Origin of the sequence: Litchfieldella rifensis (assembly GCF_042646605.1) — a bacterium.
GTDB classification, from domain to species: domain Bacteria; phylum Pseudomonadota; class Gammaproteobacteria; order Pseudomonadales; family Halomonadaceae; genus Litchfieldella; species Litchfieldella rifensis.
The window spans coordinates 62640-85580 of the sequence record NZ_JBHRUG010000023.1; the positions used below are offsets into that span (position 1 = coordinate 62640).

At 61.3% G+C, this 22941-nt stretch carries 21 protein-coding genes, 4 tRNA genes and 1 rRNA gene; all 26 read right to left on the minus strand.

Translation table 11 applies throughout. From position 1 onward, the window contains the following. Positions 1-10: 10 nt before the first annotated feature. The gene (rplV, locus tag ACFOEV_RS11555) at positions 11-343 is read right to left on the minus strand and encodes a 50S ribosomal protein L22 (protein ID WP_386774031.1); all 333 of its coding nucleotides are present in this window, start codon (positions 341-343) and stop codon (positions 11-13) included. Between the two features lie 18 nt (positions 344-361). Continuing rightward, positions 362-637, minus strand: coding sequence for a 30S ribosomal protein S19 (gene rpsS / locus ACFOEV_RS11560; RefSeq protein WP_072824351.1), 276 nt, complete (start codon positions 635-637; stop codon positions 362-364). A gap of 33 nt (positions 638-670) precedes the next feature. After that, entirely contained in the window at positions 671-1501 is an 831-nt protein-coding gene (gene rplB / locus ACFOEV_RS11565) for a 50S ribosomal protein L2 (protein ID WP_386774035.1), read from the minus strand. Between the two features lie 17 nt (positions 1502-1518). Further along, positions 1519-1815, minus strand: a complete 297-nt coding sequence (rplW, locus tag ACFOEV_RS11570) for a 50S ribosomal protein L23 (RefSeq protein WP_386774037.1) — start codon at positions 1813-1815, stop codon at positions 1519-1521. Then, complete coding sequence (rplD, locus tag ACFOEV_RS11575) at positions 1812-2420, minus strand: 50S ribosomal protein L4 (protein WP_386774039.1); 609 nt, start codon at positions 2418-2420, stop codon at positions 1812-1814. The genes rplW and rplD overlap by 4 nt, the downstream gene beginning before the upstream one ends. 14 nt (positions 2421-2434) lie before the next feature. Continuing rightward, complete coding sequence (gene rplC, locus ACFOEV_RS11580) at positions 2435-3073, minus strand: 50S ribosomal protein L3 (RefSeq protein ID WP_386774041.1); 639 nt, start codon at positions 3071-3073, stop codon at positions 2435-2437. Between the two features lie 141 nt (positions 3074-3214). Then, positions 3215-3526, minus strand: coding sequence for a 30S ribosomal protein S10 (rpsJ, locus tag ACFOEV_RS11585; protein ID WP_016419080.1), 312 nt, complete (start codon positions 3524-3526; stop codon positions 3215-3217). Positions 3527-3693: 167 nt separating this feature from the next. Continuing rightward, the gene (gene tuf / locus ACFOEV_RS11590; protein WP_386774044.1) at positions 3694-4887 is read right to left on the minus strand and encodes an elongation factor Tu; all 1194 of its coding nucleotides are present in this window, start codon (positions 4885-4887) and stop codon (positions 3694-3696) included. A 29-nt stretch (positions 4888-4916) separates the two neighbouring features. Then, a complete protein-coding gene (gene fusA / locus ACFOEV_RS11595) occupies positions 4917-7037 on the minus strand; it encodes an elongation factor G (protein WP_386774046.1) in 2121 nt (706 codons plus the stop codon). Between the two features lie 35 nt (positions 7038-7072). Beyond that, entirely contained in the window at positions 7073-7543 is a 471-nt protein-coding gene (gene rpsG, locus ACFOEV_RS11600; protein WP_386774048.1) for a 30S ribosomal protein S7, read from the minus strand. A gap of 138 nt (positions 7544-7681) precedes the next feature. Next, positions 7682-8056, minus strand: coding sequence for a 30S ribosomal protein S12 (gene rpsL, locus ACFOEV_RS11605; RefSeq protein WP_076749620.1), 375 nt, complete (start codon positions 8054-8056; stop codon positions 7682-7684). 149 nt (positions 8057-8205) lie between these two features. Beyond that, the gene (gene rpoC / locus ACFOEV_RS11610) at positions 8206-12423 is read right to left on the minus strand and encodes a DNA-directed RNA polymerase subunit beta' (protein ID WP_386774050.1); all 4218 of its coding nucleotides are present in this window, start codon (positions 12421-12423) and stop codon (positions 8206-8208) included. A gap of 86 nt (positions 12424-12509) precedes the next feature. Beyond that, the gene (rpoB, locus tag ACFOEV_RS11615) at positions 12510-16586 is read right to left on the minus strand and encodes a DNA-directed RNA polymerase subunit beta (protein ID WP_386774052.1); all 4077 of its coding nucleotides are present in this window, start codon (positions 16584-16586) and stop codon (positions 12510-12512) included. 233 nt (positions 16587-16819) lie between these two features. Then, positions 16820-17188 carry a 50S ribosomal protein L7/L12 gene (rplL, locus tag ACFOEV_RS11620; RefSeq protein WP_386774054.1) on the minus strand — a complete coding sequence of 123 codons (369 nt, stop codon included), beginning with the start codon at positions 17186-17188 and terminating at the stop codon, positions 16820-16822. A gap of 94 nt (positions 17189-17282) precedes the next feature. Then, positions 17283-17786: a 50S ribosomal protein L10 gene (gene rplJ, locus ACFOEV_RS11625; RefSeq protein WP_386774056.1), complete on the minus strand. Its 504-nt coding sequence runs from the start codon at positions 17784-17786 to the stop codon at positions 17283-17285. A 276-nt stretch (positions 17787-18062) separates the two neighbouring features. Then, entirely contained in the window at positions 18063-18755 is a 693-nt protein-coding gene (gene rplA / locus ACFOEV_RS11630) for a 50S ribosomal protein L1 (RefSeq protein WP_386774058.1), read from the minus strand. A 2-nt stretch (positions 18756-18757) separates the two neighbouring features. Beyond that, a complete protein-coding gene (rplK, locus tag ACFOEV_RS11635) occupies positions 18758-19189 on the minus strand; it encodes a 50S ribosomal protein L11 (RefSeq protein ID WP_102626767.1) in 432 nt (143 codons plus the stop codon). Between the two features lie 99 nt (positions 19190-19288). After that, positions 19289-19822 (minus strand): transcription termination/antitermination protein NusG, encoded by a 534-nt coding sequence (nusG, locus tag ACFOEV_RS11640; protein WP_386774061.1) that lies wholly within the window; start codon positions 19820-19822, stop codon positions 19289-19291. Between the two features lie 8 nt (positions 19823-19830). Continuing rightward, entirely contained in the window at positions 19831-20199 is a 369-nt protein-coding gene (gene secE / locus ACFOEV_RS11645; protein WP_386774063.1) for a preprotein translocase subunit SecE, read from the minus strand. 72 nt (positions 20200-20271) lie between these two features. Next, positions 20272-20347: transfer RNA gene (locus ACFOEV_RS11650), tRNA-Trp, on the minus strand. A gap of 139 nt (positions 20348-20486) precedes the next feature. Next, positions 20487-20561 (minus strand) — tRNA-Thr (locus ACFOEV_RS11655). Positions 20562-20581: 20 nt separating this feature from the next. Next, a tRNA-Gly gene (locus tag ACFOEV_RS11660) sits at positions 20582-20655 on the minus strand. 44 nt (positions 20656-20699) lie between these two features. Further along, positions 20700-20783 (minus strand) — tRNA-Tyr (locus tag ACFOEV_RS11665). Between the two features lie 106 nt (positions 20784-20889). Then, positions 20890-21729 (minus strand): type III pantothenate kinase, encoded by an 840-nt coding sequence (locus ACFOEV_RS11670; RefSeq protein ID WP_386774065.1) that lies wholly within the window; start codon positions 21727-21729, stop codon positions 20890-20892. Next, positions 21726-22706: a biotin--[acetyl-CoA-carboxylase] ligase gene (locus tag ACFOEV_RS11675; protein ID WP_386774067.1), complete on the minus strand. Its 981-nt coding sequence runs from the start codon at positions 22704-22706 to the stop codon at positions 21726-21728. The genes ACFOEV_RS11670 and ACFOEV_RS11675 overlap by 4 nt, the downstream gene beginning before the upstream one ends. Positions 22707-22861: 155 nt before the next feature. Continuing rightward, positions 22862-22941, minus strand: a 5S ribosomal RNA gene (rrf, locus tag ACFOEV_RS22420); the annotation flags it as partial.

Below are 22941 nucleotides of genomic sequence, written 5' to 3' on the forward strand. Positions count from 1 at the left end.
TGGTCGACTCCTACTTCTCGGCTACCTTGACGGTGATGTGGCAGGTGCGCTTCAAGATTCGATCCGCACGGCCCTTGGCGCGCGGCTGGATGCGCTTGAGCGTCATGCCCTCATCGACGCAGATGGTCGAGACACGCAGCTCGTCGATGTCCATGCCGTTGTTTTCTTCCGCGTTCGCGATGGCGGACTGCAGCACCTTCTTGACCAGCTTGGCAGCCTTCTTCGGTGAGAAGGTCAGCAGGTCGAGTGCTTCGGCGACCGGTCTACCGCGCACCTGGTCAGCCACCAAACGGGCCTTCTGGGCGGATAAACGAGCGCCACGCAGCTTAGCTGTGACTTCCATCTCTCAATCCTCTCTGGCTTACCGTTTGGCTTTCTTGTCCGCCGCATGACCGCGATAGGTGCGGGTGGCAGCGAATTCGCCCAGCTTGTGGCCAACCATTTCCTCGGAGACATGCACCGGGACGTGTTGGCGACCGTTATGGACTGCAATGGTGAGCCCGACCATGTTGGGCAGGATCATCGAACGACGCGACCAGGTCTTGATCGGTTTGCGGTCGTTCTTCTCCACTGCAGTCTCAACCTTCTTCAACAGATGAAGGTCAATAAAGGGACCTTTCTTCAGTGAACGTGGCACAGCCGTTACCTCTTAATGTCTTGGCGTTAGATCTCAGTTCCGGGCCTTGCGGCGACGAACGATCAGATTGTCGGTGCGCTTGTTCTTGCGGGTCTTGTGGCCCTTGGTGGGTACGCCCCACGGGGTCACCGGATGACGACCACCGCTGGTGCGGCCTTCACCGCCACCATGCGGGTGATCCACCGGGTTCATGGCCACGCCGCGAACCGTCGGACGCACACCTCTCCAGCGCTTCGCACCGGCCTTGCCAAGCTGACGCAGGCTGTGCTCGGAATTGCTCACTTCACCGAGAGTCGCACGGCACTCGGCCAGCACCTTGCGCATTTCGCCGGAACGCAGGCGCAGCGAAGCGTAGTTGCCTTCGCGAGCGACCAGCTGGGCGCTGGTGCCGGCACTGCGAGCGATCTGCGCGCCCTTGCCGGGCTTGAGTTCGATGCAATGCACGGTGGAGCCCACCGGAATGTTGCGCAGCGGCAAGGTATTGCCCTTCTTGATCGCCGCATTGACACCGGACTCGAGGGTATCGCCACTCTTCACGCCCTTGGGCGCGATGATGTAACGACGCTCGCCGTCCAGATACTTCAACAGTGCGATATGGGCACTGCGGTTCGGGTCGTATTCGATGCGCTCGACGACGGCGGGAATGCCGTCCTTGGTACGCTTGAAATCGACCAGACGATAGTGTTGACGGTGACCACCGCCCACGTGACGGGTGGTGATGCGACCGTTGTTGTTACGCCCACCGGACTTGGACTGCTTCTCCAATAGCGCGGCGTAGGGCCGGCCCTTGTAGATCTCGTCGTTGACGACCTTGACGACGTGACGACGACCGGCGGATGTGGGTTTAGTCTTGACTACTGCCATGATCCGTACTCCTGCCCTTATTCGGCGCCAGAGAAGTCTTCGAGCGTCTCGCCCGCGGCCAGGGTCACGTACGCCTTGCGGTAACCCTTGCGCTGACCGACACCATGTGCGGTGCGCTTGGTCTTGCCCTTCATGTTAAGGACTTGCACACGATCGACCTTCTTGCCGAACAAAGCCTGCACGGCCTTCTTGATTTCCGGCTTGGTCGCATCATCGGCCACCTTGAACACGTACTGGTTGTTCTCGGCGGCGAAGGCGGCCTTCTCGGTCATGTGCGGACCAAGCAGAACCTTGAATACGCGTTCCTGGTTCATGCCAGCTTCTCCTCGAATTTGCGCAGAGCGGAGACGGTGACCAGCACCTTGTCGAAGGCGACCAGGCTCACCGGATCGGCGGCAGCGACGTCCACCACATCCACGTTGGGGATGTTGCGGGCGGCCAGATACAGCTTCTCGTCGACTTCCTCGGTGACGATCAGCACTTTCTCCAGATCAAGCTCCTTGAGCTTGGCGACCAGTTGCTTGGTCTTGGGCGCCTCGACGGTGATCTCGTCGACGGCCACCAGGCGCTCCTGACGCACCAGCTCGGAGAGGATCGAGCGCATCGCCGCACGATACATCTTGCGGTTGACCTTCTGCGAATGGTCCTGCGGACGGGCCGCGAAGGTCACCCCACCGCTACGCCACAGCGGCGAGCGGATGGTACCGGCACGCGCACGACCGGTGCCTTTCTGACGCCACGGCTTCTTGCCACCACCGCGCACGTCGGAACGGTTCTTCTGGGCGCGGGTGCCCTGACGACCACCGGCCAGATAGGCGGTGACGACCTGATGCACCAGCGCTTCGTTGAATTCATTGCCAAAGGTTGCATCGGACACTTCGACAGTGCCGGCGCTTGCACCTGCAAGATTCAGATTCATCGGTCCTAACCCCCTCAGCGAGCTTTCACGGCAGAGCGCACGACGACATCGCTACCCGGCGCACCAGGGACAGCACCCTTGATGAGCAGCAGATTGCGTTCGGCATCGACGCGGACGACTTCCAGGCTCTGCACGGTGCAGCGGACGTTACCCATCTGACCGGCCATCTTCTTGCCCTTGAAAACGCGGCCCGGTGTCTGGCACATGCCGATGGAACCCGGCGCACGATGCGACAGGGAGTTACCGTGGCTGTTGTCCTGGGTGCGGAAATTCCAGCGCTTGACGGCGCCCTGGAAACCCTTGCCCTTGGAGGTGCCGGTCACGTCGATCTTCTGACCAGCTTCGAAGAGGGATACGGTGAGCTCGCCGCCCACTGCCGGAGTCTCATCGCCTTCTGCCAGACGAAACTCCATCAGCGTACGACCGGCCTCGGTACCTGCCTTGGCGAACTGTCCAGCCTGTGCCTTGGTCAGGTGCTTGGCCTTGCGGGAACCGGTTGTCACCTGCACCGCGCTGTAGCCGTCGCTTTCAACGGTCTTGACGCGAGTCACGCGGTTAGGTTCAACCTCGATCACGGTTACGGGCACGGAAGCGCCATCTTCGGTAAAGACACGGGTCATCCCGGCCTTTTTACCGACCAAACCGATAGTCATGTTCAGTCTCCTATAGTGTACGGGGCTATCACCCGCTATGGCTGCCCTTTCCAGAGCATTCCACTAGCACATTGTGTGACGCCATCCCGGCGTGGCGGCGGCTGCTCGACGAGCGGCTTGCCGCGAGTGTCTAGTGTGGTATCAGTCGAGTTTGATCTGCACGTCCACGCCGGCGGCGAGGTCGAGTTTCATCAGTGCGTCGACGGTCTTTTCTGTGGGTTCGACGATGTCGAGCACACGCTTGTGAGTGCGAATCTCATACTGATCGCGCGCGTCCTTGTTGACGTGCGGAGAGATCAGAATGGTGTAACGCTCACGATTGGTCGGCAGCGGGATCGGACCCCGCACCTGAGCACCGGTACGCTTGGCGGTTTCGACGATCTCCGCGGCGGACTGATCGATCAGGCGATGGTCGAAAGCCTTCAACCGAATGCGAATCTTCTGGTTCTGCATTTGCCCTAAACTCCAATGGATGTCGACGGCGCGAGCCGTCTACCCACGCATTCAAAGGATGCGCATTATAGGCATGCCCGTCACCCGAGTCAAACACTTGGGCGAAAACATGCGCAGAAAGGGGGCTCCACGAGGAGCCCCCTTCGATCATCGGGTGAGCCTAAGGCTTACTGGACGATCTTGGAGACAACACCGGCACCCACGGTGCGGCCACCTTCACGGATGGCGAAGCGCAGACCGTCTTCCATGGCGATCGGTGCGATCAGGGTGACAACCATCTTGACGTTGTCGCCCGGCATGACCATCTCGACACCTTCCGGCAGTTCACAGGTACCGGTGACGTCGGTGGTACGGAAGTAGAACTGCGGACGGTAGCCCTTGAAGAAGGGAGTGTGACGACCGCCCTCTTCCTTGGACAGGATGTAGACTTCGGACTCGAACACGGTGTGCGGCGTGATGCTGCCCGGCTTGGCCAGCACCTGGCCACGCTCGACGTCGTCACGCTTGGTGCCACGCAGCAGGGCGCCGATGTTCTCGCCGGCACGACCTTCATCGAGCAGCTTACGGAACATCTCGACACCGGTCACCACGGTCTTGGTGGTGTCGCGGATACCCACGATCTCGACTTCTTCACCGCTCTTGACGATACCGCGCTCGACACGACCGGTGACCACGGTGCCGCGGCCGGAGATGGAGAACACGTCTTCGATCGGCATCAGGAACGGCTGGTCGATGGCACGCTCCGGCTCCGGGATATATTCGTCCAGGGCCTTGATCAGGTTGGCAACGGCAGTGGTACCCATGCCGTTGTCGTCCTTGCCTTCCAGCGCCATCAGGGCAGAACCGATGATGATCGGGGTGTCGTCACCCGGGAAGTCGTACTCGGACAGCAGTTCGCGCACTTCCATCTCGACCAGCTCGAGCAGCTCTTCGTCATCGACCATGTCGGCCTTGTTCAGGAACACGACGATGTACGGCACGCCGACCTGGCGAGACAGCAGGATGTGCTCGCGAGTCTGCGGCATGGGGCCGTCGGCGGCGGAACACACCAGGATAGCACCGTCCATCTGCGCCGCGCCGGTGATCATGTTCTTGACGTAGTCAGCGTGTCCCGGGCAGTCGACGTGTGCGTAGTGGCGCTGCTCGGACTGGTACTCAACGTGAGCGGTGGCGATGGTGATGCCGCGCTCACGCTCTTCCGGAGCATTGTCGATGGAGTCGAACTGGCGCCATTCGCCGCCGAACACCTCGGCAGAAACGCGAGTCAGGGCCGCAGTCAGTGTGGTCTTGCCGTGGTCGACGTGACCGATGGTGCCGACGTTGACGTGCGGTTTGGAACGTTCAAATTTTTCCTTAGCCACTGCTATAACCTCTTTACGTTAGCTAACGGTTAACCGTTCTGGTTGATGACGGCTTCAACGACGCTGGAGGGCGCCTCGTCGTACTTCGCAAACTCCATGGTGTAGCTTGCGCGGCCCTGGGTCTGAGAACGCAGGTCGGTCGCATAACCGAACATCTCGCCCAGCGGCACCATTGCGCGGATGATCTTGCCCGAAGACGAGTCATCCATGCCCTGCACCAGACCGCGACGACGGTTAAGATCGCCCATGACGTCACCCATGAAATCCTCGGGGGTCACGACTTCGACCTTCATCATCGGCTCCAGCAGCACGGCCTTGGCCTTCTTGGCACCTTCTTTGATCGCCATGGAAGCAGCGATCTTGAACGCGGTCTCATTGGAGTCCACGTCGTGATAGGAGCCATCGTACAGCGTGACCTTGACGTCGATCATCGGATAACCCGCGATGACACCGTTCTGCAGCTGCTCATAGGCCCCTTTCTCGACGGCCGGCACGTATTCCTTGGGAACCACGCCGCCGACGATTTCGGACGCGAACTTGAAGTGCATGTCTTCGTCGTCGCCCTTGTCCGCCTCGGTCAGCGGCTCGATGCGCAGCCACACGTGACCGAACTGACCACGACCACCGGACTGACGCACGAACTTGCCTTCCTGCTCGACGCTACCGCGAATGGTTTCGCGATACGCCACCTGCGGCTTGCCGATATTGGCCTCGACCTTGAACTCGCGACGCATGCGGTCGACGATGATGTCGAGGTGCAACTCGCCCATGCCGGAGATGATGGTCTGGCCGGTTTCCTCGTCGGTCTTGACGCGGAACGACGGGTCCTCCTGGGCGAGCTTGCCCAGTGCCACGCCCATCTTCTCCTGGTCGGCCTTGGACTTCGGCTCCACGGCCACCGAGATGACTGGATCCGGGAACTCCATGCGCTCGAGAACGATCTTGTTCTCGATGTCGCACAGGGTATCGCCGGTCGTCACGTCCTTGAGGCCGATACAGGCGGCGATATCACCAGCGTAGACTTCCTTGATCTCCTCGCGCGAATTGGAATGCATCTGCACGATACGGCCGACGCGCTCCTTCTTCTGCTTGACGGAGTTGTAGACGCTGTCGCCGGACTTCAACACCCCGGAGTAGACGCGGATGAAGGTCAGGGTACCAACGAACGGATCGGTGGCGATCTTGAATGCCAATGCCGAGAAGGGAGCGCTATCGTCCGCTTCGCGGGTTTCGATAGTGCCGTCCTTGTCGTCCAGCTCACCCTCGATGGCCTTGACCTCGGTGGGTGACGGCATGTACTCGATCACGCCATCCAAAACGGCCTGCACGCCCTTGTTCTTGAACGCCGAGCCGCAGGTGACCAGCACGATCTCGTTGTCCAGCGTGCGACGACGCAGGCCAGCCTTGATCTCCTCGTTGGTCAGCTCGCCCCCTTCGAGGTATTTGTCCATCAACTCTTCGGACGCCTCGGCGGCGGCTTCGATCATCTCTTCACGATACTGCTCGGCGGTTTCGCGCAGTTCGTCGGGAATCTCGACCAGGTCATAGGTCATGCCCAGGTCGTCTTCGTTCCACAGGATGGCCTTCATCTGGATCAGATCGACCACGCCCTTGAAGTCGTCCTCGGCGCCCCAGTTGATCTGAATCGGCACCGCATTGGCGTTGAGCCGTTCCTTGAGCTGATCGACGACCATGAAGAAGTCGGCGCCGGCACGGTCCATCTTGTTGACGAACACCATGCGCGGAACTTCGTACTTGTTGGCCTGACGCCAAACGGTTTCGGTCTGCGGCTGCACACCCGAGCTGCCGCACAGCACCACCACGGCACCGTCGAGCACGCGCAGCGAACGCTCGACCTCGATGGTGAAGTCGACGTGCCCCGGGGTGTCGATGATGTTGATGCGGTGCTCATCGAACTGCTTGTTCATGCCCTGCCAGAAGCAGGTCGTCGCCGCGGAGGTGATCGTGATGCCACGCTCCTGCTCCTGCTCCATCCAGTCCATGGTGGCGGCACCATCATGAACCTCGCCGACCTTGTGAGACAGGCCGGTATAGAACAGGACACGCTCGGTAGTGGTGGTCTTCCCGGCGTCGACGTGGGCAACGATACCGATATTGCGGTAACGCTTGAGCGGAGTCTTACGTGCCACGATGGAATTCCCCGTTGATTAAAAAGCGATGCTTTTTAGAAGCGATAGTGAGAGAAGGCCTTGTTGGCTTCTGCCATGCGATGCACGTCTTCACGCTTCTTCACAGCAGCGCCCTTGCCTTCGGCGGCGTCCAGCATTTCACCGGCAAGACGTTGCACCATGGTCTTCTCACCACGATTACGGGCAGCGTCTACAAGCCAGCGCATGGCCAGCGCCTGACGGCGGGAGGGACGGACTTCCACAGGCACCTGGTAAGTAGCACCACCGACACGGCGAGACTTGACCTCGACCATCGGCTGGATGCTTTCCAGCGCCTTGTCGAAGATTTCCAGCGGCTCTTCCTTGCTACGCTCGGCAACCTTGTCCAGCGCACCGTAGACGATGCGCTCAGCTACGGACTTCTTGCCGCTGACCATCAGGTGATTCATGAACTTTGCCAGACGCTCGCTTCCGAATTTCGGATCCGGAAGGATTTCGCGTTTTGCAGCAACTCTTCTTCTAGGCATGATAAGCCCTCAGGTAAAGGGTCCTTCAGGTAAACTCGAAACTCCCGCCCGCAGTGGCTCTGACTGGGCGACGCTCGACCTTACTCTTATCTGACCGTTGCGATTCTGTGTGTAAGGCGTCCGATTCTGCTGACAGGCTTACGCCTTGGGACGCTTGGTGCCGTACTTGGAACGCCCCTGCTTACGGTTCTGGACGCCGGAAGTGTCGAGGGCACCGCGCACGGTGTGATAACGCACACCCGGCAAGTCCTTGACACGGCCGCCGCGGATCAACACCACAGAGTGCTCCTGCAGGTTGTGACCTTCGCCACCGATGTAGGAGGACACCTCGAAACCGTTGGTCAGGCGAACACGGCACACCTTACGCAGTGCGGAGTTCGGCTTCTTCGGGGTGGTGGTGTAGACGCGGGTGCAGACGCCGCGCTTCTGCGGGCAGGCCTGCAGCGCCGGCACGTCGCTCTTGGCGACGGGACGCTTGCGCGGCTTGCGCACGAGCTGATTGATAGTTGCCATGGTCTGTAGCTGACTCCAATGGTTGCCTTGGCCTTTTACAGCAGGCGCGGGCGTACCCACCCCACTATTAAAGGCTGCGCATTCTACTGTCTTGTGACGACCGTCGTCAAGGCCGACGCCCGATGGGCGCCGGCCGACACGAGGCTCGCCTAGATATCGTCGTCATCGGCATCGAGGGCGGTGAGCTGGGCGCCCAGCTCCTGCTCGACGTCGTAGGCCGACGGATGGAGCGTACGCTCGGCGTCTTCACGCTTGCGCTTGCGCTCCGCATGGTGAGTAAGGCCGGTACCGGCCGGGATCAAACGTCCCACCACCACGTTTTCCTTCAGGCCGCGCAGGTAGTCACGCTTGCCGGTCACCGCCGCTTCGGTCAACACCCGGGTGGTCTCCTGGAAGGAGGCCGCGGAGATGAATGACTCGGTGGCCAGGCTGGCCTTGGTGATACCCAGCAGCAGGCGTTCGTACTTGGCCGGGAACCTGTCTTCCTGGACCAGCCGTGCGTTTTCTTCCAACACCCGCACCAGCTCGACCTGATCACCGGTGATGAAGCTCGAATCACCGGCATCGGTGATCTCGACCTTGCGCAGCATCTGACGCACGATGACTTCGATGTGCTTGTCGTTGATGCCCACCCCCTGCAGGCGGTAGACCTCCTGCACCTCGGCGGTGACGTACTTGGCCAGCTCCGCGACACCCAGCAGGCGCAGAATGTCGTGCGGGTTGCTGGGGCCGTCGGAGATCACCTCGCCCTTCTCGACCATTTCACCCTCGAACACCGCGATCTGCCGCCACTTGGGTATCAGCATCTCGAACGGATCGCCGGACTCCGGAGTGATGGTCAGGCGACGCTTGCCCTTGGTCTCCTTGCCGAAGCTGATAACGCCACTGACCTCGGCGAGGATCGCCGGTTCCTTGGGCTTGCGTGCCTCGAACAGGTCGGCGACTCGCGGCAGACCCCCAGTGATGTCCTTGTTGGCGGACGCCTCCACTGGAATACGTGCGACGATCTCCCCGATGCCGATGCTGGCGCCGTTCTCCGCCGAGACAATGGCCTTGCCGGGCAGCAGATACTGTACCGGCGTATTGGAGCCCGGCAATGAGACATGCTGACCGCCGTCATCGGTGAGCATGATCATCGGCCGCTTGTCACGGCCGGCAGCCGGACGCGCGGCGGACTCGATGACCTCGATCGATGACAGACCGGTCATCTCGTCCACGCTGCGGTGGATGGAGATGCCCTCGTCCATGTCGATGTACTGCACCTTGCCCTCGACCTCGGCGACGATCGGGTGGGTGTGCGGATCCCACTTGGCCACCGCCTGGCCGGCCTCGACCTGCTCGCCGTCCTTGACGGAGAGTTCGGCGCCGTAGGGAAGCTTGTAATACTCCCGTTCGCGACCATGTTCGTCGGCCACCGCCAGGGCACTGGAACGGGACACCACCACCAGCTTGCCGTCGGCACGTTCCACCGACTTGATGTTGTGCAGACGCACCTTGCCGCCATGCTTGACCTGAACGCTGTCCACCGCCGAGGCCCGCGAGGCGGCACCACCGATGTGGAACGTACGCATGGTCAGCTGGGTGCCCGGTTCGCCGATCGACTGGGCGGCAATGACGCCCACGGCCTCGCCGATGTTGACCTGGTGACCGCGCGCCAGGTCGCGACCGTAACAGGCCGAGCACACGCCGTGGGCGGTATCGCAGGTGATGGTGCTGCGCACCACGATTTCATCGACACCCATGGTATCGAGCTCGGCACACCAGGCCTCGTCGAGCAGGGTGCCCTTGGGAATCAGCACCTCGTCGGTAGCCGGATCGATGACGTCCTGCGCCACCACGCGACCCAGGACGCGCTGGGCCAGCGAGACGATGATGTCACCACCCTCGATGATGGGATGCAGCGTCAGGCCTTCCTCGGTGCCACAATCGCTTTCCGTGATCACCAGGTCCTGGGCCACATCGACCAGGCGACGGGTCAGGTAACCGGAGTTGGCGGTCTTGAGCGCAGTATCCGCCAGACCCTTACGGGCGCCGTGGGTGGAGATGAAGTACTGAAGTACGTTCAAACCCTCACGGAAGTTGGCGGTAATCGGCGTCTCGATGATCGACCCATCCGGCTTGGCCATCAGGCCACGCATGCCCGCCAGCTGGCGGATCTGGGCGGCACTACCACGCGCCCCGGAGTCGGCCATGATGAACACGCTGTTGAAGGAATCCTGCTCGACCTCGGTGCCCTCGCGGTCGACGACGGTCTCCTTGGAGATACCCGCCATCATCGCCTTGGCCACCTTGTCGTTGGCCTTGGACCAGATATCGATGACCTTGTTGTACTTCTCGCCCGCGGTCACCAGACCGGAGGAGAACTGATCCTCGATCTCCTTCACCTCGTCCTCGGCGGCATCGACGATACCCTTCTTGGCATCGGGAATGACGAAGTCATTGACGCCGATGGAGGCACCGGACCAAGTGGCCAGGCGGAAGCCGGTGTACATCAGTTGGTCGGCGAAGATCACCGTCTCCTTGAGACCGGTGCGACGATAGACCTCGTTGATCAGCCGGGAAATCGCCTTCTTCTTCATCGGCTGGTCGACCAGCTCGAAGGGCGCGCCCTTGGGCAGGATCCGGAACAGCAGTGCGCGACCGACGGTGGTGTCGAAGATCGATTGCTTCTTGACCAGTTCACCGCCCTCTTCCTCGGGCAGATGCTCGGTCAGGCGCACCTTGACCCGGGCGTGCAGCGACACGCTCTGGGTGCCGAACGCCCGCTCGACCTCGTTGAGGTTGGCGAACACCATGCCCTCGCCCTTGGCGTTGATCTTCTCACGGGTCATGTAATACAGACCCAGCACCACATCCTGCGACGGCACGATGATCGGCTCGCCGTTGGCCGGTGACAGCACGTTGTTGGTGGCCATCATCAGCGCACGGGCCTCGAGCTGCGCTTCCAGGGTCAGCGGCACGTGGACCGCCATCTGGTCGCCGTCGAAGTCGGCGTTATAGGCGGCACACACCAGCGGGTGCAGCTGGATCGCCTTGCCCTCGATGAGCAGGGGCTCGAACGCCTGGATACCCAGGCGGTGCAGGGTCGGCGCGCGGTTGAGCAGCACCGGATGTTCGCGGATGACGTCGGCGAGGATGTCCCACACCTCCGGCAGTTCGCGCTCGACCATCTTCTTGGCGGCCTTGATGGTCGAGGCCTGCCCGCTGGACTGCAGCTTGGAATAGATGAACGGCTTGAACAGTTCGAGCGCCATCTTCTTGGGCAGGCCACACTGGTGCAGGCGCAGGGTCGGACCCACGGTGATCACCGAGCGGCCGGAGTAGTCGACACGCTTGCCCAGCAGGTTCTGGCGGAAACGCCCCTGCTTGCCCTTGATCATGTCGGCCAGCGACTTCAACGGGCGCTTGTTGGAGCCGGTGATGGCACGGCCGCGGCGTCCGTTGTCGAGCAGCGCATCGACCGACTCCTGCAGCATGCGCTTCTCGTTGCGCACGATGATGTCCGGGGCATTGAGATCGAGCAGGCGCTTCAGTCGGTTGTTGCGGTTGATCACACGACGGTACAGATCGTTGAGATCCGAGGTCGCGAAGCGACCGCCGTCCAGCGGCACCAGCGGACGCAGGTCGGGCGGCAGCACCGGCAGCACTTCCATGACCATCCACGCCGGATCGTTGCCGGACTTGTGGAAAGCCTCCAGCAGCTTGAGGCGCTTGGAGAGCTTCTTGATCTTGGTTTCGGAGTTGGTCTGCGGAATTTCCTCGCGTAGCCGGTCGATCTCTTCGCCCAGGTCGATGTCCTTGAGCAGCGCCTGCACGGCCTCGGCACCCATCCGCGCATCGAAGTCGTCACCGAACTCTTCCAGCGCTTCGAAGTACTGCTCGTCGTTGAGCAACTGGCCGCGCTCCAGGGTCGTCATGCCCGGATCGATGACCACGAAGCTCTCGAAGTACAGCACCCGCTCGATATCGCGCAGGGTCATGTCGAGGAACATGCCGATACGTGACGGCAACGACTTGAGGAACCAGATGTGCGCGACGGGGCTGGCCAGCTCGATATGGCCCATGCGCTCACGGCGCACCGCTGCCTTGGTCACCTCGACGCCACACTTCTCGCAGATGATGCCGCGGTGCTTCATGCGCTTGTACTTGCCGCACAGGCACTCGTAGTCCTTCACCGGGCCGAAGATCTTGGCACAGAACAGGCCGTCACGCTCCGGCTTGAAGGTACGGTAGTTGATGGTCTCGGGCTTCTTGACCTCGCCGTAGGACCAGGAGCGGATCATGTCCGGCGACGCGAGCGTAATCTTGATCGCGTCGAACTCTTCGGACTGTGCCTGCGATTTGAGGACTTTCACCAAATCTTTCATGGGGTCGGCTCCGTTGCGGAGTTGTCATAGGCGAGGGCGGCAATACGTCCGCCCCCGCGGACCGTCATTCTCGAGTGCGTCGGCACTTAGCCTTCCAGCTCGATATCGATACCCAGCGAGCGGATTTCCTTCACCAGCACATTGAAGGATTCCGGCATACCCGCCTGCATGGTGTGGTCGCCATCGACGATGCTCTTGTACATCTTGGTACGCCCTTCCACATCGTCGGACTTGACCGTCAGCATCTCCTGGAGGGTATAGGCTGCGCCGTAGGCTTCCAGGGCCCAGACCTCCATCTCACCGAAGCGCTGACCACCGAACTGCGCCTTGCCGCCCAGCGGTTGCTGGGTGACCAGCGAGTAGGAGCCGGTGGAACGCGCATGCATCTTGTCGTCGACCAGGTGGTTCAGCTTCAACATGTACATGTAGCCCACTGTCACCGGCCGGTCGAATGCCTCACCGGTACGGCCGTCGTAAAGCGCCATCTGACCGGATTCCGGCAACTCGGCAAGGTTCAGCAGGTGTTTGATCTCATGCTCCTTGGCCCCGTCGAACACCGGTGAAGCCATCGGCACGCCGCCCTGCAGGTTCTTGGCCAGGGCGATGACCTCCTCGTCGGACAACGAGTCGAGGTCCTCCTCGCGGGTATGCGGCGAGTTGTAGATGTTATCCAGAAACTCGCGGATCTCGGCCACTTGCTGCTCGCGAGCCTCGCGCAGCATGCGCTCGATCTTCATGCCCAGACCGCGCGCCGCCATGCCCAGGTGAGTCTCGAGCACCTGACCGACGTTCATGCGCGACGGCACGCCCAGCGGGTTGAGGACGATGTCGACCGGCTCGCCGTTCTCGTCGAAGGGCATGTCCTCGATCGGCATGATCGCCGAAATGACGCCCTTGTTACCGTGACGGCCGGCCATCTTGTCGCCCGGCTGAATGCGACGCTTGACCGCCATGTAGACCTTGACGATCTTGAGCACGCCCGGTGCCAGGTCGTCGCCCTGAGTGAGCTTGCGCTTCTTGTCCTCGAAGCGCTCGTCCATCTCCTTGCGACGGTTCTCGAGTTGCTCGTCGGCCTGAGCCAGCAGTTCATTGAGTGCTTCATCCTGCATGCGCAACTTGAACCACTGCTGGCGCGGCAACTCTTCCAGATAGTCGTCGGAGAGCACATCACCCTTGTTGAGCTTGGGCCCACCGTTGACCACCTGGCTGGACAGCGTGCGCTTGAGGCGCTCGAAGGTGGCATCCTCGGCGATGCGGTAGGTCTCCTGCAGGTCCTTGCGGACCTCATCGAGCTGCATCTGCTCGATGGCCAAGGCCCGGGAATCCTTCTCCACACCATCGCGAGTGAAGACCTGGACATCGATGACGGTGCCGCGCATGCCGGTCGGCGCACGCAGGGACGTATCCTTCACGTCAGAGGCCTTCTCACCGAAGATCGCCCGCAGCAGCTTTTCTTCCGGGGTCAACTGGGTCTCGCCCTTGGGCGTGACCTTGCCGACCAGGATGTCGCCGGGCCCGACCTCGGCGCCGATGTAGACCACGCCGGCCTCATCGAGCTTGGACAACGCGGACTCACCGACGTTGGGAATGTCCGAGGTGATCTCCTCGGCACCCAGCTTGGTGTCGCGCGACACGCAGGTCAGTTCCTGGATGTGGATGGTGGTGAAGCGATCCTCCTGCACCACACGCTCCGAGACCAGGATCGAGTCCTCGAAGTTGTAACCGTTCCACGGCATGAAGGCGATGCGCATGTTCTGACCCAGAGCCAGGTCACCCATGTCGACGGACGGGCCGTCGGCGAGAATATCGCCGCGCGCCACCACATCTCCGGGGCGCACGATGGGGCGCTGGTTCATGCATGTGTTCTGGTTGGACCGCACATACTTGGTCAAGTTGTAGATATCGACGCCGGCTTCGCCGCCGATGATCTCGTCCTCGTTGATCCGCACCACGATACGCTTGGCGTCAACCGAGTCGATGACCCCGCCGCGGCGCGCCACGGCGCAGACGCCCGAGTCGCGGGCGACGAAGCGCTCCATGCCGGTACCCACCAACGGCTTGTCGGCACGCAGGGTCGGTACCGCCTGGCGCTGCATGTTCGAGCCCATCAAGGCGCGGTTGGCATCGTCATGCTCGAGGAACGGGATCAGGGCCGCGGCCACCGATACCACCTGGCGCGGCGACACATCCATCAGGGTGACCTTGTCCGGCGCCATGAAGGTGGTCTCGCCCCGGTGGCGGACCTGGACCAGGTCATCGACCAGCTTGTTCGACTCGTCGACGGTGGCCGAGGCCTGGGCAATGACGAAGTCGCCCTCCTCGATGGCCGAGAGGTGCACGACCTCGTCGGTGACCTGACGATCCACGACCTTGCGGTACGGCGTCTCAAGGAAACCGTAGCTGTTGGTGTGGCTGTAGGTGGCCAGCGAGTTGATCAGGCCGATGTTCGGGCCTTCCGGAGTCTCGATCGGACACAGGCGGCCGTAGTGGGTGGCGTGAACGTCACGCACCTCGAAACCGGCACGCTCACGGGTCAGGCCGCCCGGCCCGAGCGCCGAGACACGGCGTTTGTGAGTGACCTCGGAGAGCGGGTTGTTCTGGTCCATGAACTGCGAGAGCTGGCTGGAACCGAAGAACTCCTTGACCGCCGCTGCCACTGGCTTGGCGTTGATCAGGTCCTGCGGCATCAGGCCTTCGCTCTCGGCCATCGACAGACGTTCCTTGACCGCACGCTCGACACGCACCAGACCGACACGGAACTGATTCTCGGCCATTTCGCCGACACAGCGGATGCGACGGTTGCCGAGGTGATCGATATCGTCGACATCGCCGAAGCCGTTACGGATCGCGATCAGCTCCTTGAGCACATCGAGGATGTCCCGCTTGTCGAGCACTCCGGAGCCGGTATCGGCGTCACGGCGCAGACGGCGGTTGAACTTCATGCGGCCCACGCCGGACAGGTCGTAGCGGTCCTCGGTGAAGAACAGGTTGTTGAACAGGGTCTCGGCGGCCTCCTTGGTCGGCGGCTCGCCGGGACGCATCATGCGATAGATCTCCACCAGAGCCTCGAGCTGGGTACGCGTGGTGTCCAGCTTGAGAGTGTCGGAGACGAAGGGACCACAGTCGAGATCATTGGTGTACAGCGTCTCGAGGGTGGAGATACCGGCTTTGACCAGCTTCTCGAGCAACTCCGGGGTAATCTCGGTGTTGCATTCGCAGATCAGTTCGCCAGTGTTGGAATCGACCTGATCCTTGGCCAGCGTCTTGCCGAACAGGTACTCCATCGGCACCTCGAGACGCTCGAGGCCCGACTTTTCCATCTGCCGGATATGCTTCTGGGTGACGCGACGGCCTTCTTCGACGATCACGCTGCCGTCACTGTCCTTGATGTCAAAGGTCGCGGTTTCACCGCGCAGGCGCGAGGGCACCAGGTCCACCGAGAAGCCGGACGGCTCGACATGGAAGACGCTGGTCTCGAAGAACTCCTCGAGAATCTCCTCGGCGCTCATCCCCAGCGCGCGCAGCAGCACCGAGGCCGGCAGCTTGCGGCGACGGTCGATACGCACGAACACGCTGTCCTTCGGATCGAACTCGAAGTCCAGCCAGGAGCCGCGATAAGGAATCACGCGGGCGGAATAGAGCAGCTTCCCGGAAGAGTGGCTCTTGCCCTTGTCGTGATCGAAGAACACGCCGGGGGAGCGGTGCAGCTGAGAGACGATGACACGCTCGGTACCATTGACGACGAAGGTCCCGTTTTCGGTCATCAGGGGGATTTCCCCCATGTAGACTTCCTGCTCCTTGATGTCCTTGATCGCCTTGTTGGACGACTCCTTGTCGTAGATGATCAGGCGGACCTTGACCCGCAGTGGTGCCGAGTAGGTGACCCCGCGCAGCTGGCACTCCTTGACGTCGAACGCCGGCGTGCCGAAACGGTAGCTGACATACTCGAGAGCGGCGTTGCCGGAAAAGCTCTCGATCGGGAATACCGACTTGAAGGCGGCGTTGAGGCCAACCTCCAGCCGCTCTTCCGGCGCGCGATCCTGCTGGAGAAAGTCGTAGTAGGAATCAAGCTGGATGGCCAGCAGGTAGGGCACATCCATCACTTGGGGCAGTTTGCCGAAATCCTTGCGGATGCGTTTTTTCTCAGTGTATGAGTAAGCCATCTGTATTCCCCAGCTTGTTCACCATGGGTGACCGATGCGTGTCGGCGCCACCGAACGGAGTGTCTCCGTCAGGCGCTGACGGCAAGCCCCCTGAAGAGAGCTCGCCGTCGGAATTCGGCTAGCGGCTACGCCACATTGGCGGCCAGCTAGTAACAACAGAAAAAGGCCGGCAGCGGGTGTCCCGCCACCAGCCGTGGAAGCTTACGCAGCGCGTGAAGCCATGGGCACAAGGGTTACTTGAGCTCCACGCCCGCGCCGGCTTCTTCCAGCTTCTTCTTGGCTGCTTCGGCATCATCCTTGGACATGGCTTCCTTGATGGTCGCCGGAGCACCGTCGACGGCACCCTTGGCTTCCTTCAGGCCCAGGCCGGTGATCTCGCGAACGACCTTGATCACGTTGACCTTCTTGTCACCGGCGGAAGTCAGCACCAGATCGAACTCGGTCTGTTCTTCGGCGACTTCGCCAGCGGCAGCCGGACCAGCCACGACGGCGGCGGCAGCGGAAACGCCGAACTTCTCTTCCATCGCAGAAACCAGCTCGGCGACTTCCATCACGGACATGTCGGCGACGGCGTTGATGATGTCTTCTTTGGTCAGTGCCATTTTCGTATTCCTAAACTTTGCGGAGCCTTGCAGCCTGAAGGGCAAGGGCTCGATGTATCAATGGTCGCGGAGCGCTGAAACAATCTTCCGCCGCTCAGGCGGCTTGTTCCTGTTTCTGGTCGCGCAGCGCGGCGAGGGTACGAACCAGCTTGCCGGCAGAAGCTTCCTTCATGACGGACATCAGCTTGGCGATCGCCTCATCGTACGTCGGCAAGGTTGCCAGCCGGTCAAGATCGGACGCCGGGATGAACTCACCTTCATAGGCCAACGCCTTGACTTCGAAGTCCTTCTGCGTCTTGGCAAACTCCTTGAACAGACGGGCGGCAGCGCCCGGGTGCTCATAGGAAAACGCCAACATCGTCGGACCCGAGAAAGTCTCGTCCAGGCACTCCCAAGGAGTGCCTGACAGGGCGCGGCGTGCCAATGTGTTGCGGACAACACGAATCTGCACGCCATTCTCGCGAGCCTGTTTGCGCAAATCGGTCATTGCGCCCACATCCACACCGCGAGAGTCGGCAACTACGACGGAGAGAGCGTCCTTGGCGGCTTCACTGACCTCGGCAACGATTGCCTTCTTGCCTTCGAGAGCTAGTGCCACTGTGTTCACTCCTTCGTGCCGGGGCGGCTGCGTAACGAGTACACCGCGAACCCCGGTGGTTACCATCTGTCCTTCGCCACATGGCGAAGGACTCTTGGGTGATGGTGCACACCAGCGCACTGGCGGCCACACCATCTGCGCAGGCATCCCCTGGGGAAGATTAAGCCGTCTCACCGTGTGGCATGGGACGGCACCTGCGGTCTTTGACGGTGCCCCGCCGACGCATGTCGAAACAGCGCACGGGGACCGCAAAGTCACTGCCTGTTGTCACGTCGATCACACGTATGCGCTGTGATCGACGGTCAGACCCGGCCCCATGGTAGTGGACAGGGTCATTTTCTTGAAGTAGATGCCCTTGGAGGTACTGGGCTTCAACTTCTTGAGATCATTTACCAGCGCTTCCAGGTTGCCCTGGATGGCAGTCGCATCGAAGTCGACCTTGCCCAGCGTGGTATGGATGATGCCGTTCTTGTCGGTACGGAAGCGCACCTGGCCAGCCTTGGCGTTCTTGACCGCGGTGGCGACGTCCGGCGTCACGGTACCGACCTTGGGGTTCGGCATCAGGCCACGCGGACCAAGGATCTGGCCCAACTGACCGACCACGCGCATGGCATCCGGTGAGGCGATGACCACATCGAAATCCAGTTGGCCCTTCTTGACCTGCTCGGCCAGCTCATCCATACCGACGATGTCGGCACCGGCTTCCTTGGCAGCATCGGCGTTGGCACCTTGGGTAAAGACGGCGACACGCACGTCCTTGCCGGTACCGTTAGGCATGACGGTGGCGCCACGCACGACCTGGTCGGATTTACGCGGATCGACCCCCAGATTGATGGCCACGTCCACGGATTCCTTGAACTTGACGGTGGACAGCTCGTTGAGCAACGCCACCGCCTCATCGAGGGAGTAGACCTTGGAGGCATCGACCTTGTCGCGAATCATTTGTGCGCGCTTGGACAACTTAGCCATGATCAAAGGCCCTCCACGTTGAGGCCCATGCTACGGGCACTGCCGGCAATGGTACGTACGGCGGCATCGAGATCGGCAGCCGTCAGATCCGGCTCCTTGGTCTTGGCGATCTCTTCGAGTTGCTCGCGAGTCACGGTACCGACCTTCTTCTTGTTCGGCTCACCGGAGCCGGACTTGATGCCAGCAGCCTTCTTCAGCAGGACGGCGGCAGGCGGCGTCTTGGTGACGAAGGTGAAGCTGCGATCGGAATAGACGGTGATCACCACCGGCGTCGGCAGGCCCGGCTCGATATCCTGGGTTGCGGCGTTGAACGCCTTGCAGAACTCCATGATATTGACGCCGTGCTGACCCAGCGCGGGGCCGACGGGGGGACTCGGATTGGCCTTACCGGCTGCTACCTGCAGCTTGATGTAAGCCTGTACTTTCTTGGCCATGATGGACTCCAGTTGGGTAGTAGCGCCTTGCGGCTCCCCGGGTTAACGAGTCGCCGCAGCGACTCGAGCGAAACATGCTTGACGATAGCGGGCCGAGAATCACTCCTTCTCGACCTGGGCGAACTCCAGCTCGACGGGAGTGGCGCGACCGAAGATCAGCACGCTGACCTGCAGGCGGCTCTTGTCGTAATTGACCTCTTCGACGACGCCATTGAAATCGGCGAACGGGCCATCGACGACACGCACCGACTGCCCTGGTTCGAACACGGTCTTGGGACGCGGCTTATCGGTGCCGTCCTGTACACGACGCAGAATGGCGTCGGCTTCCTTCTGAGTGATCGGCGCCGGCTTTTCCTTGGTGCCACCGATGAACCCCATGACCCGAGGCGTCTCATTGACCAAGTGCCAGGTCGCATCATCCATCTCCATCTCGACCAGCACATAGCCGGGATAGAACTTGCGCTCACTCTTGCGGCGCTTGCCGTCGCGCATCTCAACGACTTCTTCGGTAGGCACCAGAATCTCGCCAAAGCGATCTTCCATGCCATACATCTTCACGCGCTCGATGAGCGAGCGCATGACATGCTTCTCGAAGCCGGAGTAGGCATGCACAACATACCAACGCTTGGACATGGAATCTCCTAACCAATGACGCCGGACATCGCCCAGCCAAGAAGGGTGTCGATCAGCCACAGCATCAGGCCAACCACCAGCACGGCCACCAGCACGATGGCGGTGGTCTGCACGGTCTCCTGACGAGTCGGCCAGACGACGCGCTGTATTTCCTTGCGCGCGCTGCGAGCCAGCTCAACCAGATTCCGCCCCTTGGCGGTAGTCAGCGCCACCACGGCGGCCAAGGCGCATACTGCCACCACACCCAGCACGCGGTAGAGAATAGCCTGATCGGCAAAATAGGAGTTACCGACGACAGCAACAACCACGAGAGTGACAACAACCGCCCACTTGAGCCCGTCGTGGCGCGACTCTTGCACCTCGGCGTTATGTTTCATGAAAACGAGACTCCTCAGGGCGTGGCAATCGAAACATGAAAGTATACGAGATCTCGCCAGCCTGGGGAAGACTGGCAGGCCAGGAGGGAATCGAACCCCCAACCTGCGGTTTTGGAGACCGCTGCTCTGCCAATTGAGCTACTGGCCTGTATCAACGCTTGCGCGCACCTCTTGCAGGCAGCCTGCGCAACAGCGGGCGCTATCATAGCGAAAGCACACCCATCTGACAACCCCGGCAAGGCCGAGAAAGAGAAAAGGCGAGCCAAACGCCCGCCTTTTCGACAATATGGAGCTCATGGACGGATTTGAACCGTCGACCTCACCCTTACCAAGGGTGTGCTCTACCCCTGAGCTACATGAGCACAACGCGTCTCGCAAGTACTGGAGCGGGTAGCGGGAATCGAACCCGCATCATCAGCTTGGAAGGCTGAGGTTCTACCATTGAACTATACCCGCCTACCCACTCCTGCAGCCGAAGCACAAGTGCGTCTCGGCGAAACTGGTGGAGGGGGAAGGATTCGAACCTTCGAAGCTTTCGCGGCAGATTTACAGTCTGCTCCCTTTGGCCACTCGGGAACCCCTCCAACTGGCGGCAAATTCTACCGCTTTTCGCAACACTGTCAAGTGTTTATCTTGCTTTTTCCGAGACTGATCCCGGCGGCACTCCCGCTGCGAACGCGCGAAATTGTGTCAAAGCAGCATGGAGAATGCAAGCCCAGCGCGTATTTTTTCTAATGCCACCGGCGACGGCACCCTTGGCGCGCCCGACAGCTTGCCGGCACGCTCGGCAGCGGTCAACGGAAAACAGGCTTCCAGGCCGCCATAGACCATATCCGGCCATAGCGCATGGGGCACACGGATGCCTCGTGATACGACGCGGGCATCGCCGCCGGTCAGCAACAGCGGCAGGGCCACCCCTTCGCGATCGCAGACCTCACTGTAGATACGATTGACGGCACTTACCGCCGCCATGAAGATGCCATGGTTGACCGCCTCGACGGTATTCTTGCCCGGCGCCAGGAGTTCATCGGCCTCGCTATCGGGATCGATGGCGACATTACGCGTGCCGAGCTGGAGGCTTTCCTTCATCAAGCGCAGACCAGGCAGGATATACCCCCCCAGATGGCGACCTCCCGGCAGCACGAAATCGATGGTAATGGCGCTGCCGCAATCGACACTGCAACAACCGCCGGCCAGGTGATAACCGGCCAAAACGCCCATCCAGCGGTCCACCCCCAACCGCCCAGGGTTTCCATATCCATTGGTCACGCCCAACGCCTCCGACGTGGAGCGCGCCACGTACACCGCCCCGACCTGGCGGCGCAACAACCCCACCGTCTCTCGTAACACCGTCTGGCGAGCAACACTGGAAATGCGCACTGCCTCGACGACATCCAGGTCAGGAATGTCCGCCCCAGGCCGCCACTCTTCGCGGGTCCATACCGCTCCTCGCGAGCGAATCTCACTGCTGGCGGTATCTTTCAGGCGCCATTTCGACAAGGTATTGCCGATGTCGAGATCCAGGATCATGAGTGACCACGCACACTGATTTCACCACCGGCGAGGCGCTCGACCCCTGTCACGGTGTACACCAGCAGATTGCCCGATGCGTCAACACCGTCGACTTCTGCGATATAGCGACGCTCCCCTTGACGAACCTCCACTTCTTTTCCCGCATGAGCGTTACGCTGATTCCAGGCCGCCTGCCAAGGTACGAACCCCTCGGCCTCGAACCGCGCCAACAAATCCAGCAGCGCATCCACGAGTTCCGATGCTAGTTGGTTGCGCGACAATGCCGGCAGTTGATCATGTACCGCCGCTACCGGCTGATCGATATGCGCACGAACGCCCGCCGGCAGCGACACATTGATACCTAGCCCCACGACGACTTCACAGGGACCCGCCACATCGCCGCTGATCTCCAGCAAGATACCAGCCAGCTTGCGATACGCATGCTGCTGCACTACCAGGACGTCGTTGGGCCACTTCAACGCCACCTGCATGCCGTGACGCTCCAACACTTCAGCGACGGCGACACCAACGGCCAGGCTCAACCCCTCCAGCGCTGCAGCGCCACTTTCGAAACGCCAGCCGATGGACAGCAACAGACCATGCCCCCAGGGACAGGTCCATCCTCGCCCTCGCCGTCCACGCCCAGCACTCTGGCTTTCGGCCAGGCATACCTCACCATGGCCGGCACCTTGCTCGAAGCGCCCGCGCAGATACTGGTTGGTGGATGGCAGCTCCTGTTCGATGAACAATCTGGCCAGATGGTGTCGGCTATTCCGGGACAAGCCAGATACGATCATCGTCCCATCAAGCAGCTCGAGTGGCTCGGCCAATCGATAGCCAAGCCCCTTGACCGCCTCCAGCGGGATATCCATGGCTTCGAGTTTCTTGAGCTGCTTCCAGACCGCCGTACGCGACACTCCCAAGCGCTCCCCCAGTTGTTCACCAGAGTGGAAGTCACCATCGCTCAGCAAGCGGATCAGGTCACCGATGGTCATGACAATTGCCCCAGCCGGGAAAAGCCCTATTCTAGCGGATGGAAGTCTGCGCCGGGAACGTTCGCGACCAAAGTGGACAGCCAAGCTCTTGATGTTCCGATGCCCGAAAAGCAAAAACCCCCGATCTCGAACGAGATCGGGGGTTTCGGATAGGTGCCTGACGATGACCTACTCTCGCATGGGGAGACCCCACACTACCATCGGCGCTGAGCGGTTTCACTGCTGAGTTCGGCAT